Genomic DNA, 16,132 nt, shown 5'->3' with positions numbered 1-16,132 from the left:
GACTGCGCTACATATCTCAAAAAAGGAAAATATTAACACAATACCGAATAGTTCATTTGTAAATATTTTGACTCGCGGAGGTTAACTAACAATGGGCTATATCGAAGAACTAAGAGAAGTTATTGGATCAAGACCACTCAATTTATCTGGCGTTGCTGTAGCTGTCTTCAATGAAAAAGAACAAATATTACTACAACAGAGACGAAGTGGTATTTGGGCTTCTTCCGTTGATTCGTTGAACTTGGCGAATCAACGGAAGAAGCCGGAAAACGGGAAGTGCTTGAAGAAACAGGGATTGAAATAGGCTCTTTACAGTTAATAAGCGTATTTTCCGGAAAAGAATTTTTTGTAAAATTACCGAACGGAGATGAATTTTACCCTATAACAATCGCATATCTTTGCAAAGATATTACAGGTGGTACGTTAAAAGCTGATGGATTAGAATCATTACATGTACAATTTTTTGACTTAAATGGGTTACCAGAAAAAATTAGTCCGTTCATAAAAAAACTAATCGAGCGAAACCTCGTCTCAATTTAAACGAAAAAAGAGACCTTTTTAAAGGCCTCTTTTTTTCACTTCACTTCTGCATGTAAGCATGACTTAAAATGTCCAAGTGCAAATTCATGTCCTTGCGCATTAAAAGATGCAACTGCCTTTTCGTAAACTACAATTTTAAATCCTTTATTATAAGCGTCTACTGCTGTGTGAAGAACACAAATATCAGTACAAACACCTACAAGATGAACTTCTTCTATTCCTCTTTCTCTTAACTTCATCTCTAAGTTTGTTCCTGCAAATGCACTATATCGTGTTTTATCCATATAATATACATTCTCTGCATTTTTATATGTTTCGTACACATCTTGTAATTCACCAAACAAATCTCTTCCATTTGTACCAGCTATATTATGAGGCGGGAATAACTTTGATTCTGGATGATATACATCATTTTCATCGTGTTTATCGATCGCAAAGACAACATAATCTCCATTTTCAATATATTCTTTCGTTATATGGACAATTTCCTTCTCAATTTCTTGTCCTGGTTTCCCGCATGTTAAAGCACCTTTTTCAGCTACAAAATCATATGTATAATCAATATTAATAAGAGCTCGTTTCATAACCACTATCTCCCCTTCTCCTGTTTCACAGTAAACAATAGAAAATTTGTTATTACGACATCGTATGTACTATTCGACATTTCAAATGAAATACCTACATTTTTCATGTAAAACTTACCTTAACCATTGTTTATCATATAATAGATAAACAATGGTAAAACAAATAGCTCCTATTAACAAATCATGAATTTGCTAATTGAGCGTAATTTGAGTCACCTCTTGGATTATAAACCAAATGACTGACATCGTTAAAATAATCAAGACGATACGAATACATCGATTCACATCTTCAGCCTCTTTCTCTATCATAGTAGAAACAAGTGATTTCTTCCTACTTAATCGTATTAGAAAACGAAACAAGTTATTCACTGTTACATCCTCTAGTATAAACAAAAAAGCACACTACTTTTTGAGTAATGTACTTTTTATTCTTCTTATGACGCTGGTTTTGTTTCGAATGTTGCTTGATTTAAACTAATAACCTTTCCTTTTGGATCATTGTTTTCATACTGAACTGCAGTAATCGTATGACTACCTGTCTCAAGTGTCTTTTCTTTTAATTGTACTGTTGTCTGTGTTGTACTAGTGACTTGATGTTTATCTGCATATACTTGATCTACAAATATAAATGTTTCTTTATCATTTTGAAAATTAGAAAGCTCTAATTCAACATGTTGAATTAAAGTATCCTTTTTGATGAATACAGTTGGTATATTGCCGTTTTCAGAAGTACCATCTGGTGTAATAACTTTTACTTTTCCTTCACCAACTGGTACTGCACCTTCAGGGAATACTACTATATTCTCATTACTTGCATTTACAACTCGTTCTTCCTGCTTTGATTGCGCATCCTCTTTTTCTTGTGGAGCACCGCAACCGGCTAATAACAATACAGACAATCCAGTGATTATGAATTTTTTCAAAATTCATCCCCCCTGTCATTTCATTATAATTTATTATCCAAAAATAACTTTTAAATTTTAAGACTATTTTCAACACTTTCATGAACAAATAGAATCTTGCCCACGATTAATGTATCATACTTTCCTTAATAGAACATTAATTTTTTTTATGAAATAAATAGTAATTCCCTCTTATCTATCATTTTAGCCCAACAAATTAATTACATACCTGTCCAAAATAAAAAGACATTGTTCATTCAATGTCTTTTTATTTTAAGCTTTAAAAAACAAATGTTGTAATCTCATCTACTTCTTTTCTTGGAAGTTTCTTCGGCTTATCTTTCGGAAAACCGAGTGAAATAACCATATTTATTTGTTTTTCAGACTCAATTTGTAAATATTGTCGTAGTTCATCTTGAGCTAACAATACCGGTCCTGTCATTGGACAAGTACCCAGCCCTTTCGCATGTGCAGCCAACAGTAAGTTTTGTGCCGCTAAACAGCTACTCTTAATTCCTTCTTCTTCCCAAACTGAATCTGGAACAAAAGCAATTGGATCAAATATCTTTTCGCGAAATTTTGATTCATATGGTGTTGCCAAACACACGATTAATACAGGTGCCTCTGAGAAAGCTGTTGCATATGGTCCAAATGAACGGGTAAGTAATTTCCCTGCTTTCTCTTCTCCGTTTTCTGCCGCTTTTGCCGCAAGTTTATGTAATGCATCCCAAGTCATTTGCTCAATTTCTTTAATTTTCTCTCGGTTCATAATGACCAAGAACTCCCAAGTTTGTGAGTTCGTATCACTCGGTGCATAACGAGCACAATCAATAATTTCTTTTATGTCACTAATGGATACTTCTTGTTCTGTGAACTTCCTAACACTTCGTCTACCGTGAATTACTTCTTTAAAATCTTCATAATTCATACATTAAATCCCCTTTTTACAACGTTTTCAAATCTTGTCCTATGTTTGAATTATATCATGAAAAAAAGCTGGAGGAATACCAGCTTTTTTCTTCAATATTAGTTCGTAACTTTAAATAAACGAATACTTTCTTCATATGCAACTTGGAGTTTCTTTGTAATTGGTCCTCTTTCGCCGGTTCTAAACTGTTCATCACCTATTTGAACGACTGGGAATATTTCAAGTGGTGTCGCTGTAAAGAAGCACTCATCAGCCTCATATACTTCTTGTAGTGAAAATTCTCGTTCTTCTACTTCAATATGTAACTCTTTCGCTAATGTAATAACGAAGTGACGTGTAATGCCGTGTAGAATGAAGTTGTCAGCCGGATGTGTAATCAATTTATTATTCTTCACCATAAAGAAATTTGAATGACACCCTTCAGTTACAATTCCATCTCGTACTAATATCGCTTCTTGATAGCCTTGTTCGTTTATTTTATTTTTAATCATAATATTAGGTAGCAGATTTAAAGATTTTATATGACAAAACTTCCACCGTATATCCTCTTCTACCGTAACTTTTATTCCCAGTTCCATAGCAGCAATTGGTCTTGGAAACGAAACAATATTTGCAAAATATGTTGGTTGCATATTTGACTCATATACATGATTACGTGCTTGAGCACCTCTTGATATTTGCAAATATACATTCCCATCTTCTTGAAATTGATTTTTTTCAATCATTTGATGCAACTCTTCCACTAACTCCTCCTTAGTAAGAGGTGGAATTAGTTTTATTTCTTCCATAGAATTAAAGAATCGTTCCAAATGTAGATCTAATAAATGCGGCTTCCCATCATATAGTCTGAATACCTCGTATATACCATCACCAAATTGAAAGCCTCTCTCCTCTAATGGAATCATCGGCTGTTCTTCCTTCGTATTTACAATTCTTCCGTTAAACAAAATCCAATCTTTATGAGTAGCTTTCATTCATTCCCACTCCTTTATTCCATAATTGGTTTAATTGTACAACTTATCCACACTCAAAAAAAGGAATTTTCTGTATTTTCACAAAAAAAAGTACATCACCCATTTAAGGTGATGTACTCGACCATTCATTTACTTTAAAAAATATTTTTCAATATCATCTAACATAAGGTTTGCAGCTACAATACCACCTGCTGTATTCCAAATCACTTCATCTACTTCGAATACTTTATTATCTTTAGAAGCCTGTAACTGCTTAAAGAGCGGATCTTCTGTCCATTCTTTCGCTAACGTGTTTCCTTTATTATTCTTATCCGCATCTTTATCAGATGTGAAATAGAATAAGTAGTCCCCGTCCATATTTGGTATTTGTTCTTTTGTAATTCCTTTTATCGCAAATTCATCTTTATCTTGTAATGGTGGTCGTTTAAATCCAATATCATTTAATACAACGCCTGAGAATGAATTTTTTTGATAAATACGAACATCACCTGGGACGAAGCGAATAATTGAAACTTTAGAGTTAATTTTATCACCTAATTGTTCTTTTATTCCTGCAATACGCTTTTTATAATCATTAAGAGCATTTTGCCCTTCTTTTTCTTTATTTACAGCTTTTGTATAAAGCGTAAAGTTTTCTTTCCAATCACCGCGCAATGTTTCAGCATATACTGTTGGCGCGATTTCTTTTAACTGCTCGTATATTTTTTCGTGACGCATTTTATTTCCAATAATTAAATCCGGCTGAAGCTTCATTACTGCCTCTAAATTAATGTCACGCTCAGTTCCTACTACTTTCGTATCTTTTAACTCATTCGCTAAATGAGGATACCATTCATCCCCAGCTCGTGGTTTTGTCGTTCCAACTGGCGTTACTCCAACAGTTAAAAGTGCCTCAGCACCCTCATTCGTTAAAACAACAACTCTTTTTAGTGTACCATTTACTGTCGTTTCGCCCATTGCATGCTTTATACTATATGAATCTTTTGCCTTTACTGATGTATCTTTATCTTTCTTCTCTTCTTCTTTACCGCAACCTGCAATTATGACCATTAATAACATAATGCAAAGTATAAGAATATTTTTAGTGCGTGTCATAAATCCTCCTAGTTGAAAATGATTTTCATTAACATTTAAAGATTAATGTATATCTCATACATTGTCAATAGATATATCAGAAAACTTTTTCAATATATATAATTTCGACCTCATTTTTATTCAAAATATTTTTGTACTTATTTGCTATTCACTTTTTAACCGTAACATGTGAAACATAAACGGACATAAGAAAGTAATTGTAATTCCAGTCAATGCATAACGTACATAATACATATCAGGTATTACTTTTTTTAGTATGAGCTGTATCATTAACATGAAACTAAGGCCTAAAACTGTTTTTACTACTTGTATTTTAAAATTATTATTTTCATTCATTTTAATAAAGTGATTTTCTAACATGATACCAATCGTAGAACCTGTCAAAACTCCAAGTAATTTTAAATTATCTATTTGGTCAGTCATAAAATACATAATGAGTGAAACTGCCAATACAATTCGTTGTAACAATATAAATTTCCTATCACTTAATTCCCCTGTTACTTTCGTATATAAATAAACAACTATGACACTAATTAAAACGGCACCTATTATATCACTGAGCCAATGTACACGTAAATATAGACGAGAAGTAGCAACCAATATTATAAAAATAATTCCAATGATCCAAATGATTCTCTTTTTACATAACATCATAAAAGAGCCCCAAAATGTTGTCGCTAACTGGACGTGTGTACTTGGAAAAGAATAACCTGCAGCTGATTTTTCATATAAAGCCTGAATTCCTTCGTATGTATACGGTCGCGGGATTTTCATGAATTCTTTTACCACTATCCCTATATACCCAGAGAAACAAAGCATAACAATCATATGAAATGCTTTTCTTTTAGAAACGCACCAATATAAAATCGAAATAATGACTAAATACAACGTTTCATTTGCAATACTAGATATAAGTTTAAAAAGTATTGTAAGCACACTTCCCTCCACACTGGTCATCCATTCAAGAAATAAAATATCCAAATTAAACATAAAAAAAACGAAACCTCCCCAAAATTTAATCCTGCTATTTGTCAGCACTTAAGATAAACTAGTTGATTAACATTTCAAATTTATACACCTACTTACGTTACAGATTAAGAATATATAGTACCACATACTAATAATAGATAATATGTTAAATCATCTAATTATTTTTATAAATTTTAATGAAATTTTGAGCTTTATATACAAAAATATCTGTATCTTGTTATCCACTTATTTATATTCCATGTCAAATTGCACCTCGTTGTTTTTTGATATATGGAACTACTATTAAATAAATCAGCATACGTATAACTTTCAAAACCATTACAATTACAAATAAAAAAACCGCCTTATGTAAGGCGGTTTCTATCATTGTGCTTTAACCAATTTAAAATAAATATATACGATTGATAGTGAATATAACGTATGCAAAATAAAAGAAATAAAAGGGCTATTCCAGTGCTACTATACAGCAAACCGAACTTTAAAAAAATATTTAAAAGCGGTGGAAAGTTCGTTATGTTTTGTAATGTAATAAGCATACAAAATAAAAGGAAAAACACAGGGGCATATTGTAATTCATACGGCTTTCTTTTCTTATTCATTCTTTTTCGAATGAACATATGGATTAGCTCTGCTACTATAAAACACCCTCCAATTAATACAAGACCAGAAGTCATCGTCATATATCCACCTGCCTTATATTTATCTCGCACAACTACTCATCGTTATATTTTCTTCACATATATTCCATCTTCTTCATTAAAACCAAAGCTCTCTATGAAAGTTTTTGCTTGTTCTGTTAATTCCGTTTGTAATACCTTTATCTCTTTCACGTTTCTTTCTTTCATCATCGTTTCAAATGTAAAATACGTATTTGTCCCATAACCGTAACTTTGATAATCAAAGTGAATAATTAACTGCGATAAAATTGCACTCTCCTCTTGTACACTATAGTCTATTACACCAATATATGTATCATCAACTTTCACACAATACTGTACTTGATTCTCAGTTAAACTATGTGAGCGAAACATTTCTTTAACAACGCTTTCATTATCTACAGTTACTTTTTCAAACGTAATCATATGTTGTCCATCCTTTTACTATTATTGTATCAATAATACGTCCTATTTATGAAAAAAACCTTAAGACCATATGCGATCTTAAGGTTTTTCTAATTAAACTAAGCTATACGCACGTTTCGTTTCTTCGTGGAACTTATTCGTATCGTATTTATGCTCAACATAAATTTGATGCCATACCATAAACGCAAGTACAGTCCAAATTTTACGGCTATAATCGCCTTTATCTGCACAATGTGCTTCCAGTAAGTTTAATACATACTGTTTGTCGATTAAATGCTCTGTTTTACTCTCGTTTATAATATTGATAGCCCAATCATGCATTTCGTCTTTTAACCAGTGACGAATTGGTACTGGGAATCCAAGTTTTTTACGATCTAATACGTGATCTGGAACGATTCCGCGTGCCGCTTCACGTAAAATAGCTTTCGTAGTTCCGTTAGCAATCTTAAATTCAGTTGGAATTTTAGATGCAACATCAAATACTTCTTTATCTAAGAACGGTACACGAAGTTCTAATGAGTTTGCCATTGTCATTTTATCAGCTTTTAATAAAATGTCACCGCGTAACCATGTGAACATGTCAATGTACTGCATTTTGCTTACATCATCATAATCTTTAATCTCGTTATACAATGGTTTCGTGATATCCATATAGTTAACACTTTCATTGTAATACTTCATTAATTCAACTTTCTCTTCTTCACGGAAGATTTTCGCGTTTCCATAGTAACGCTCTTCAATTGGCGTACACCCACGCTCTAGGAAGCTCTTTCCTTTAAATCCTTCTTTAAGAGCACCACTTAATGCTTTTAGAACGCTCTTACCTGGGCTAGGAATGTAAGAGAACATTTTTAGTGAGTTTGGCTCACGATAAATGTTATAACCACCAAATAGCTCGTCTGCACCTTCACCTGAAAGAACAACTGTTACATGCTTACGTGCTTCTTTTGCAACGAAGTACAATGGTACAGCTGCTGGATCTGCTAAAGGATCATCCATATGCCAAATGATTTTTGGGAACTCATCCATAAACTCTTTCGCTGAAATGAATACGTTATGGTTTTTAACGCCTAATTTCTCAGCAGTTTCTTTTGCAACATCAACTTCACTGAAACCACGTTGTTCAAAACCAATTGAGAATGTTAAAAGATTTGGATTCATTTCTCTTGCGATAGAAGCGATAATAGATGAATCGATACCACCAGATAAGAATGAACCTACTGGTACATCACTGCGCATATGCACTTTTACTGAATCATACAACACATCACGAATTGCTTGGATATGCTCCTCTTTCGTTGCGCTTGAAGCATTGAAATAAGGTTTCCAGTAGCGATGGATTTCCATCTCTTTACCGATTTCTTTTACGAAATAATGACCAGGCTCGATTTTATTAACATCAATTGTTAATGTTTCTGGCTCTGGACCATATTGGTACGTAAAGTAATGTTGTAGTGACGTTGGATTAACGCCTTTATCTTCCATCACATGCATAATACTTTTCTTCTCAGATGCGAAGAATGTAGTATCACCTTGTTGTGCGACGTATAAAGGTTTAATACCGAAGTGGTCACGTGCACCGAAAAGTTTCTTCTCTTCACGATCCCAAATCATAAATGCAAACATACCACGAAGATAGTCTACACATTTTTCTTTCATATGTGCATACAATGCAATGATAACTTCTGTATCAGATTGTGTTGCAAACGTTGCACCTTTTTCAAGTAACATTTCACGTAATTCTACATAGTTGTAAATTTCACCATTAAAAATAATTACATATCGATCATTTTCATAAGTTAGCGGCTGATGTCCTGCCTCTAAGTCAATGATGCTTAAACGGCGGAAGCCAAATTGTACATGTTCATCACGAAAATATCCTTCGTCATCTGGACCACGGTGGAAAATCATCGTGTTCATATTTTCAAATTGATGTTTTTCTGTTTCTGAAAACTCTCTAGGGTTTTCACATAAACATCCTACAAAACCACACATACTTCTTACCCTCTTTCAGTTTTCATTCTGTCTATATACTACTATATCAACCCTATTTATACTAGCATAATCAATTGAATATGGCGACCAAAAACTATAAAAAAATCACTCCATTTCACATTTTTAACAATTTTTTATGAAAACATGAAAACTAGGCAATCACCTTTCTCCGCTTTTGTCATATGATATTGCAAATTGATTTCTAGGAGGGAATACCATGAGTGAAGAAAAAAAAGACTCTTCTCGCCCACCGGTTCGCAATTATTTAAAGCAAATTGATGATTTCTTCGAGCAAACACCACTTCGCAATGTAATCGCTGATTTAAATCATTTTTTCCAAAAAGGAAATCGTTTATTAACATTCCCCGTAGATTTATATGAAGTTGGTGAAGAACTCGTTGTTACAGCTGAACTACCAGGTATACAAAAAGAACAAATTCAAATTGAAATACAAAGTGAATACTTAAAAGTCTCTGTAAAAGAAGAGATACTTGAAGAGGTCGAGGAAGAAACATCTCATAACTATTATCGCCGAGAACGTTCCATTTCAGAAGCATCAAGATTGATTAAATTACCGTACTCAATTAATAAAAAAGCAGCGAAAGCTTCGTATCAAAACGGCGTGTTAGAAATTCGGGCACCAAAACTTCCACAACAACATGACATTTTATCCATAGACTAATGTAAAAAAAGAAGGGTGCTGTGCACCCTTCTTTTTAATCCACTAATCTCTTCATATCACGTATAATGTCTTCGTACGGCGTATTACTAATACCACTATACTTTTTCATTACTTTTCCGTTTTGATCAATTAAATAAAATGATGTACCATGTATAACTTGACCATCCTCAGGTTTATCTACAAGTGATTGGAAATTATCTTTTGAAAACTTTGTAATATCTTCTAATGAATAACCCGTTAATAAATTCCAGTTACTAGTATCCTCTGTAAACTTTTGAATGAAAGCCTTCAAATTCTCCGGCTTATCAAGGTCTGGATCTACACTAAACGAAACAAACTGAACGTCTAATTTCTCTTCTTTGGCCATCTTTTGCAGTTTTGCCATATTGGCAGTCATTGGCGGACAAACTGTTTGGCAATTTGTGAACATAAAATCAGCAACCCAAACTTTCCCTTTTAAATCTTTTGTACCAAATGACTTTCCATCTTGATTTGTAAATTGGAAAGTTTCTAAATCCCAATTCAATGGTTTACGAAGCTTTGAACCCGATCCACTACATCCAGCAAGTACAAAGAGACAAAATACAACCATAAGACCAATTATTTTTTGATAACGCTTCATTTATAAACCTCTTTTCTCTATCCTAAATTTAAATAGGTTATGTTTATCATAACAAAAGTTAACACTACGAGAAAATTGTTTACTACATTTGTTCACGAAATCGTACGAATTTACGTATGTTACTTCTTTATTTCAAGCCAATTACTAGACAAAATTTATTTTTTTACTATTATTTCTCTAAATAGAAGTTGCAAAACTAATTTTATTGTTACTTTTGTAAACGCATCCCCCTATTTTTTAACAATTCCTTAAACATTCATCCATGTTATACACTGTATTCCTTAACAACATTTCGGTACAATACAATTACAACGATTTTAAATGAGGTGATGTTCATGACAAAACGTTATGAAAACATGGATAATGTGAGTACAAAAAAATCAATTCGTTCCTTTATACGTTGGCGAAAAGAACGAAAACAAAATAAAAAGGATTTTTCTTTTTTAGTAGAACAATCACCTGTTAAGCAAAGTAAATTCCTACAAACCAACTTTGAAAAGACGTCTGTAACTTGGATTGGTCATTCCACATTCCTTATCCAAACGAATGGGCTGAATATATTAACAGATCCAGTATGGGCTACTAAATTAAAATTAGTTCCAAGACTTACTGAACCTGGTCTTTCTATACAAGAACTACCTAAAATTGATATTGTCCTCATTTCACACGGTCATTATGACCATTTAGATTTTTCAACGCTTCGCCAGCTAAATGATGATGTTTTATACCTTGTACCTATTGGACTGAAAAAACTATTTACTCGCAAAAAATTTACTCGTGTAGAAGAGTATAATTGGTGGGAAAATACGATCATTAATGATGTTTCCTTTCACTTCGTACCGGCCCAGCACTGGACGAGAAGATCCTTATTTGATATGAATACATCTCACTGGGGGGGATGGATTATTAATAATGAACCAACGAAAGAAACCGTTTATTTTTGTGGTGACAGTGGCTATTTCCAAGGTTTCAAAGAAATTGGCAGACGCTTTTCAATTGATATTGCCCTTATGCCAATTGGCGCTTATGAACCAGAGTGGTTTATGAAAGTATCTCATGTTTCACCTGAAGAGGCAGTGCAAGCTTATTTAGATTTAAACGCTACACACTTTATACCGATGCATTACGGAGCTTTTGCCCTTGCCGATGAAACACCTCGCGAGGCAGTAACAAGGCTCCGAAATAATTGGAATTTACGTATGTTACCGTGGGAACAACTGCATGTACTCTTTTTAGGCCAAACTTTTACTTATAATAGCGCAACAAACGATAAGCAAGTAAATGAAAAAATTGAAACATTACACGTATAACGTAACTACTTATTTTCTATATCCAACATATACTATAGAAAATCATAAAGTAAAACTTTAATCAGTGGGTGTTTTCTATGAATAAATACTTACAGACTCGCTATATCATTAGCGGGAGTGCCTGTATAACCCTTCTTATTTCTTACTTTCTATTCACATAAAAAAGCTACTTGAAAATTCATTTCAAGTAGCTTTTTTATTACTCTGCTAAATACATAAATCCAATTGCACCCGGACCTGTATGAGTACTAATAATAGGCGTTGTAAAGAAAATTTCTGATTGAGCAAATCCACTCACTTTTTCAACAGCCGCTTTTACATTTTCAGCTAAAGGAATTGCTTTCGCATGCGGAATTGCAACAGCTTTTACAACTTTTCCAGCTGTATCTTCCTCAAATAACTTAGCTAACGTTTTTACAATTTGACCTTGGCTACGCACTTTCGTTACAGGGTTATAAACACCATCTTCAAGGCTAGCAATTGGCTTTATATTGAGTAGCGAACCGATAAACGCTTTTCCTTTACCGATACGCCCACCCTTCACTAAATTTTCTAATGTATCTACTACTACATATAAACGAGTATTCTTTCTCACTTCATCTACACGTTTTAAAATTTCTTCTAGTGAGCGTCCTTTATTTGCCATTTTTGCAGCTTCTATTACTTGATATGCTAAAGCATGTGTAATAAATTGAGAATCAACAACTGTTACTTTTGTGTCGGTCATTGATGCAGCACTATTGGCAGTTGCCACAGTACCACTCATTCCACTTGTCATATGAATGGAAAGTACTTCACTTCCATCTTCACCTAACTTGTCATACATTTCTACAAATGTACCCATTGCCGGTTGTGATGTTTTTGGTAATTCCTCTGATTTGATCATTTCTTCAATAAATTCATCAGGTTGTAAATCAACGCGATCTAAATATGTTTGTCCATTTACAGAGATTGATAATGGTAGCACATGAATGCCATACTTTTCGATTACATCCTGCGTTAAATCTGCAGTTGAATCTGTTACAATTTTAATTTTTTGCATATTATATTCTTCCCTTTCCAATACGCTCTCCTTGTTATTATACTAGCATTCCCTGTGCTTTCAACAATTTCGAACAAATTTCACCAAATTAATTATATTTTTATACCTAAAATGAAAAAGACAGAGTTTACTAACCCTGTCCATACTTTGTATCATGCATTTTTTTCAAGGGTATTTGTTTTATATACATTTAAATAATCATTCCACTTCAAACAATTTTGCAAATATTCACGGAAAGAATACGAAAATCTTGGGTGCTTTTGTTTTTGAATTTTTGCAATAAATAATTGAAGACGAGACTGAATTAGAAACGATAATGGATGCTGTGCCTGTAGGACAGGGATTTCGAATATTTTAATACAATCCCCTGTTGAATGAGTGAAATAAAAACTTTTCGTAATCACAATATCAATCCTCTTTTTCATTGGATTTTTGAACTTCCTCTACTTTACGCTGTAACACGTTGTTTAAAGTGGAGACTTCTATGAATACAAAAGTATCCTTAGTCAATCCCTGTAGTCCTTTTGGTTAGAAGATTTATACTCTATTCATCCTCCATCCTAAATATCCGATCAGATAGGAATCCCGTTATCCGTATATTGCTTAATAATTTTAGTATAAACTTAGCAAAGCGCAAAGTTTGTCTAAATTTTGGAGATTCTATAATTTTTTTCTTCTATATATTGTATACGTTTATGTCTAAAGTATAACAAATAAATAAAAAAAGTGCCTTTATAACGAGGCACTTTTCGACTGTATTTCTTCTTCTCTTTTCTTTTTCCGCTTACTGACAATCTTTGATAAAGCGATACTAATTTCATAAATACAAATAAGCGGTACCGCTACTAAACTATGTGATAAAAAATCCGGCGGTGATATACACGATGCAATGATAATCAAAGCTACGTAAGCATACCTTCTTATTTTTATTAGCAATTCCGCCGTTAACAGTCCAATACTCGTTAAAAACATGACAACTACAGGTAATTCAAAAATTACAGCAAATGGAACTGTTAAATTAAGAACAAAATGAAAATACTTTTCTGTCGTAAACATCGTATTAAACATTTCATTACCTATCGTAGTTAAAAAATGAAATAAAAACGGCATTACAACGAAATATCCAAAACATAAACCTGCAATAAATAATATAGACAATACCGGTATATACATTACTGTCATTTTTTGTTCATTTGGATGTAAACCCGGTTTTACAAATAACCAAATTTGTATAGCAGCAAAAGGAATTGTACAAACGATAGCAAATACTGTAGCAATCGAGAAAAAAATCCATAATACATCACTTGGACCGAGAACAGTTAATTTCATTGGTAAATCTTTTACTAGCCAAAAATAAATATCCTTCGTAAAAGTAAATCCGATAATTAAAAATAGGACAAAGGATAGTACTGTATATATTACTCGTTTGCGAAGCTCAACAATATGTTCTACTACGCTCATTTCCCGATCTTCCATCTCGTTCACCACACTTTATTTATCCATTTCGAGGAAAATTCATTACATTTTTTCTTTCTTTTCCTTCTCTTGAAATGCATCATCAGTCAATTCTTTCGTTGATTTTTTGAATTCTTTTAACGTTTCCCCTAAAGCCTTTCCGATTTCCGGCAATTTTTTCGGCCCAAACAAAATGAGTACAGCTACTAAAATTAAAATTAATCCTGGAAAGCCAATATTTGAAAACATTTCTCCATCCCCTTTATTAGTAGATTCCTTGTCCTACTATTGCATAATTTTATTTTGTCAAAAAAGTTTGAAAACGTCAACAAATCCATTGCCTTTTGTCAAAAAAATTCAAAAATATAATCAATTATACAAATTTCATTTTCTATTGCCCTTGTGTATGATATGGTAAGGGAAGTGACATATTATTTTATGATAGTAGAAAGGATTTGCATTATGACTGAAAAAATGACACGAATGACACATTTTGTGAAAGAAGAAATTGCAAATGCAATTACACATGGTATCGGTGCCATTTTAAGCATCCCTGCCTTAATTATATTAATTATTCATGCCTCTAAGCATGGTACCGCATCTGCTGTAGTTGCATTTACGGTTTATGGTGTAAGCATGTTTTTACTGTACTTGTTTTCGACCTTGTTACATAGCATTCATCATCCAAAAGTAGAAAAATTATTTACTATACTAGATCACTCAGCCATTTATTTATTAATCGCTGGCACATATACTCCTTTTTTACTTATTACGCTTCGCGGACCATTAGGCTGGACGTTACTCGCTATTATATGGACACTAGCACTCGGAGGTATCATCTTCAAAATTTTCTTTGTACGTCGCTTTATTAAGGCATCAACATTATGTTATATCATAATGGGATGGCTCATAATCGTTGCTATTAAACCACTTTATGAAAATCTAACTGGACATGGTTTTTCACTACTTTTAGCAGGCGGAATTTTATATTCTGTAGGGGCTATATTCTTCCTTTGGGAAAAGTTACCTTTCAATCATGCCATTTGGCATCTTTTCGTTTTAGGTGGTAGTGCGATGATGTTCTTCTGCGTACTCTTTTATGTCTTACCTACAGCATAAAAAAGGTTTCAGCTTATATTAAGCTGAAACCTTTTTTATTACTTATGTAATTGTGATGCGATAACATCCTGTGTATGCTTCGTTAATTCTTTAATATCCATATTCGCATACTCTTCAGCTGTAATCGGCTTAGAAATTGTTACTGTTGCATGAGCTGGTTTCATACGGTTTCCATTCGCTTCAAACATTTTATATGTCCCATCTAATGTTACAGGTAAGATTGCTACACCAGATTTTACTGCAAGGTGAAAACTCCCAGCCTTAAACTCTCCAATTTCGCCACCCTTACTTCTCGTCCCTTCTGGGAAGATTACGATTGAATGCCCGTTCTTTAACAGCCCAATTCCATCTTTAATCGCTTGGAGAGATTGACGACGATCATTACGAACCATAAATACACAATTCATAAGTTCCATCCAAGTTGGTACAACTGGAAACTTCTTAATCTCTGCTTTTGAAACAAATCCAATTGGTTTATTTAAGTAACCTAGTAAAACAGGAATATCCATATTACTCTGATGATTACTTACAACTAGTACCGGCTTATCTTTTGGAACATTTTCCAGTCCCTTTACTTCAACTGTCCCACCAGCTACACGTACCATTTTCTTACCAAACCAATTTGTCGTTTTATACACAACATTATCTTTTTCTTGTGGCGACATCGTATTTACTTGTCTTTTCAGACGCCACATTCTCGGTGTAATCGCAATTACGATTAAAATTAAATAAAAGATTTTAAAAAACGTTTGAATCATACAGAACCCCCACCTATTATCATTCCGACCTTCATTATACTAGACAAACGAAGG

At 33.3% G+C, this 16,132-nt stretch carries 18 protein-coding genes and 2 pseudogenes; 4 read left to right on the top strand and 16 right to left on the bottom strand.

From position 1 onward, the window contains the following. Positions 1-91: 91 nt before the first annotated feature. Positions 92-540: pseudogene (locus ACU8YW_RS10905) on the top strand (NUDIX hydrolase). Positions 541-575: 35 nt separating this feature from the next. Here ACU8YW_RS10905 and ACU8YW_RS10900 read toward each other — a convergent pair. The 10 genes and pseudogenes from ACU8YW_RS10900 to asnB all read right to left on the bottom strand — a co-directional run bounded on the left by ACU8YW_RS10900 (position 576) and on the right by asnB (position 9,090). Next, on the bottom strand, positions 576-1,124 hold the full coding sequence (locus ACU8YW_RS10900; RefSeq protein ID WP_088063423.1) for a cysteine hydrolase family protein: 549 nt from the start codon (positions 1,122-1,124) through the stop codon (positions 576-578). A gap of 114 nt (positions 1,125-1,238) precedes the next feature. Next, positions 1,239-1,493: pseudogene (locus ACU8YW_RS10895) on the bottom strand (hypothetical protein). Between the two features lie 65 nt (positions 1,494-1,558). Further along, positions 1,559-2,047, bottom strand: coding sequence for a putative periplasmic lipoprotein (locus tag ACU8YW_RS10890; RefSeq protein ID WP_048541213.1), 489 nt, complete (start codon positions 2,045-2,047; stop codon positions 1,559-1,561). A gap of 259 nt (positions 2,048-2,306) precedes the next feature. Beyond that, on the bottom strand, positions 2,307-2,954 hold the full coding sequence (locus tag ACU8YW_RS10885; protein WP_426933699.1) for a nitroreductase family protein: 648 nt from the start codon (positions 2,952-2,954) through the stop codon (positions 2,307-2,309). 98 nt (positions 2,955-3,052) lie between these two features. Next, on the bottom strand, positions 3,053-3,928 hold the full coding sequence (dat, locus tag ACU8YW_RS10880; protein WP_088063259.1) for a D-amino-acid transaminase: 876 nt from the start codon (positions 3,926-3,928) through the stop codon (positions 3,053-3,055). A 129-nt stretch (positions 3,929-4,057) separates the two neighbouring features. Continuing rightward, positions 4,058-5,023, bottom strand: coding sequence for an ABC transporter substrate-binding protein (locus tag ACU8YW_RS10875; RefSeq protein WP_446894063.1), 966 nt, complete (start codon positions 5,021-5,023; stop codon positions 4,058-4,060). A 144-nt stretch (positions 5,024-5,167) separates the two neighbouring features. Further along, positions 5,168-6,013, bottom strand: a complete 846-nt coding sequence (locus ACU8YW_RS10870; protein ID WP_088063257.1) for a phosphatase PAP2 family protein — start codon at positions 6,011-6,013, stop codon at positions 5,168-5,170. A 344-nt stretch (positions 6,014-6,357) separates the two neighbouring features. Beyond that, positions 6,358-6,687: a hypothetical protein gene (locus tag ACU8YW_RS10865; RefSeq protein WP_046955685.1), complete on the bottom strand. Its 330-nt coding sequence runs from the start codon at positions 6,685-6,687 to the stop codon at positions 6,358-6,360. A gap of 48 nt (positions 6,688-6,735) precedes the next feature. Next, a complete protein-coding gene (locus ACU8YW_RS10860) occupies positions 6,736-7,095 on the bottom strand; it encodes a GNAT family N-acetyltransferase (RefSeq protein ID WP_048541207.1) in 360 nt (119 codons plus the stop codon). A gap of 93 nt (positions 7,096-7,188) precedes the next feature. Further along, complete coding sequence (asnB, locus tag ACU8YW_RS10855; RefSeq protein WP_000333826.1) at positions 7,189-9,090, bottom strand: asparagine synthase (glutamine-hydrolyzing); 1,902 nt, start codon at positions 9,088-9,090, stop codon at positions 7,189-7,191. A 217-nt stretch (positions 9,091-9,307) separates the two neighbouring features. On the opposite strand from asnB, the gene ACU8YW_RS10850 reads away from it, so the two are divergent. Beyond that, positions 9,308-9,772 carry an Hsp20/alpha crystallin family protein gene (locus tag ACU8YW_RS10850; protein WP_001288088.1) on the top strand — a complete coding sequence of 155 codons (465 nt, stop codon included), beginning with the start codon at positions 9,308-9,310 and terminating at the stop codon, positions 9,770-9,772. A 34-nt stretch (positions 9,773-9,806) separates the two neighbouring features. Here the strand turns inward: ACU8YW_RS10850 and ACU8YW_RS10845 are convergent, their stop codons facing one another. Then, positions 9,807-10,394 (bottom strand): SCO family protein, encoded by a 588-nt coding sequence (locus ACU8YW_RS10845; RefSeq protein WP_046959312.1) that lies wholly within the window; start codon positions 10,392-10,394, stop codon positions 9,807-9,809. A gap of 335 nt (positions 10,395-10,729) precedes the next feature. On the opposite strand from ACU8YW_RS10845, the gene ACU8YW_RS10840 reads away from it, so the two are divergent. Then, a complete protein-coding gene (locus ACU8YW_RS10840) occupies positions 10,730-11,704 on the top strand; it encodes an MBL fold metallo-hydrolase (protein ID WP_088063256.1) in 975 nt (324 codons plus the stop codon). 199 nt (positions 11,705-11,903) lie between these two features. Here the strand turns inward: ACU8YW_RS10840 and fakB are convergent, their stop codons facing one another. The 4 genes from fakB to ACU8YW_RS10820 form a co-directional block, all read right to left on the bottom strand. Further along, entirely contained in the window at positions 11,904-12,746 is an 843-nt protein-coding gene (gene fakB / locus ACU8YW_RS10835; protein WP_426933700.1) for a fatty acid kinase binding subunit FakB, read from the bottom strand. A 152-nt stretch (positions 12,747-12,898) separates the two neighbouring features. Then, the gene (locus tag ACU8YW_RS10830; protein WP_000629012.1) at positions 12,899-13,150 is read right to left on the bottom strand and encodes a DUF2535 family protein; all 252 of its coding nucleotides are present in this window, start codon (positions 13,148-13,150) and stop codon (positions 12,899-12,901) included. Between the two features lie 328 nt (positions 13,151-13,478). Next, positions 13,479-14,222, bottom strand: a complete 744-nt coding sequence (tatC, locus tag ACU8YW_RS10825) for a twin-arginine translocase subunit TatC (RefSeq protein WP_000390128.1) — start codon at positions 14,220-14,222, stop codon at positions 13,479-13,481. Between the two features lie 42 nt (positions 14,223-14,264). After that, a complete protein-coding gene (locus ACU8YW_RS10820) occupies positions 14,265-14,450 on the bottom strand; it encodes a twin-arginine translocase TatA/TatE family subunit (RefSeq protein WP_000492443.1) in 186 nt (61 codons plus the stop codon). Positions 14,451-14,663: 213 nt separating this feature from the next. On the opposite strand from ACU8YW_RS10820, the gene trhA reads away from it, so the two are divergent. After that, positions 14,664-15,320 carry a PAQR family membrane homeostasis protein TrhA gene (gene trhA / locus ACU8YW_RS10815; RefSeq protein ID WP_000136880.1) on the top strand — a complete coding sequence of 219 codons (657 nt, stop codon included), beginning with the start codon at positions 14,664-14,666 and terminating at the stop codon, positions 15,318-15,320. Positions 15,321-15,358: 38 nt separating this feature from the next. On the opposite strand, the gene ACU8YW_RS10810 is transcribed toward trhA, so the two are convergent. Then, positions 15,359-16,078: a lysophospholipid acyltransferase family protein gene (locus ACU8YW_RS10810; protein ID WP_087982533.1), complete on the bottom strand. Its 720-nt coding sequence runs from the start codon at positions 16,076-16,078 to the stop codon at positions 15,359-15,361. Positions 16,079-16,132: the final 54 nt, after the last annotated feature.

This window comes from Bacillus pretiosus (assembly GCF_052947655.1).
The sequence above is the reverse complement of the archived record's forward strand: the minus strand, read 5'-3'. Positions and strand labels throughout refer to the sequence as shown.

Coding starts and splice junctions, on each gene's coding strand:
- ACU8YW_RS10850 (WP_001288088.1), top strand. CDS start 9,308: ATGAGTGAAGAAAAAAAAGACTCTTCTCGCCCACCGGTTCGCAATTAT.
- ACU8YW_RS10885 (WP_426933699.1), bottom strand. CDS start 2,954: ATGAATTATGAAGATTTTAAAGAAGTAATTCACGGTAGACGAAGTGTT.
- asnB (WP_000333826.1), bottom strand. CDS start 9,090: ATGTGTGGTTTTGTAGGATGTTTATGTGAAAACCCTAGAGAGTTTTCA.
- ACU8YW_RS10860 (WP_048541207.1), bottom strand. CDS start 7,095: ATGATTACGTTTGAAAAAGTAACTGTAGATAATGAAAGCGTTGTTAAA.
- dat (WP_088063259.1), bottom strand. CDS start 3,928: ATGAAAGCTACTCATAAAGATTGGATTTTGTTTAACGGAAGAATTGTA.
- ACU8YW_RS10875 (WP_446894063.1), bottom strand. CDS start 5,023: ATGACACGCACTAAAAATATTCTTATACTTTGCATTATGTTATTAATG.
- ACU8YW_RS10900 (WP_088063423.1), bottom strand. CDS start 1,124: ATGAAACGAGCTCTTATTAATATTGATTATACATATGATTTTGTAGCT.
- ACU8YW_RS10845 (WP_046959312.1), bottom strand. CDS start 10,394: ATGAAGCGTTATCAAAAAATAATTGGTCTTATGGTTGTATTTTGTCTC.
- ACU8YW_RS10870 (WP_088063257.1), bottom strand. CDS start 6,013: ATGTTTAATTTGGATATTTTATTTCTTGAATGGATGACCAGTGTGGAG.
- ACU8YW_RS10865 (WP_046955685.1), bottom strand. CDS start 6,687: ATGACTTCTGGTCTTGTATTAATTGGAGGGTGTTTTATAGTAGCAGAG.
- ACU8YW_RS10840 (WP_088063256.1), top strand. CDS start 10,730: ATGACAAAACGTTATGAAAACATGGATAATGTGAGTACAAAAAAATCA.
- ACU8YW_RS10820 (WP_000492443.1), bottom strand. CDS start 14,450: ATGTTTTCAAATATTGGCTTTCCAGGATTAATTTTAATTTTAGTAGCT.
- trhA (WP_000136880.1), top strand. CDS start 14,664: ATGACTGAAAAAATGACACGAATGACACATTTTGTGAAAGAAGAAATT.
- ACU8YW_RS10810 (WP_087982533.1), bottom strand. CDS start 16,078: ATGATTCAAACGTTTTTTAAAATCTTTTATTTAATTTTAATCGTAATT.
- fakB (WP_426933700.1), bottom strand. CDS start 12,746: ATGCAAAAAATTAAAATTGTAACAGATTCAACTGCAGATTTAACGCAG.
- tatC (WP_000390128.1), bottom strand. CDS start 14,222: ATGGAAGATCGGGAAATGAGCGTAGTAGAACATATTGTTGAGCTTCGC.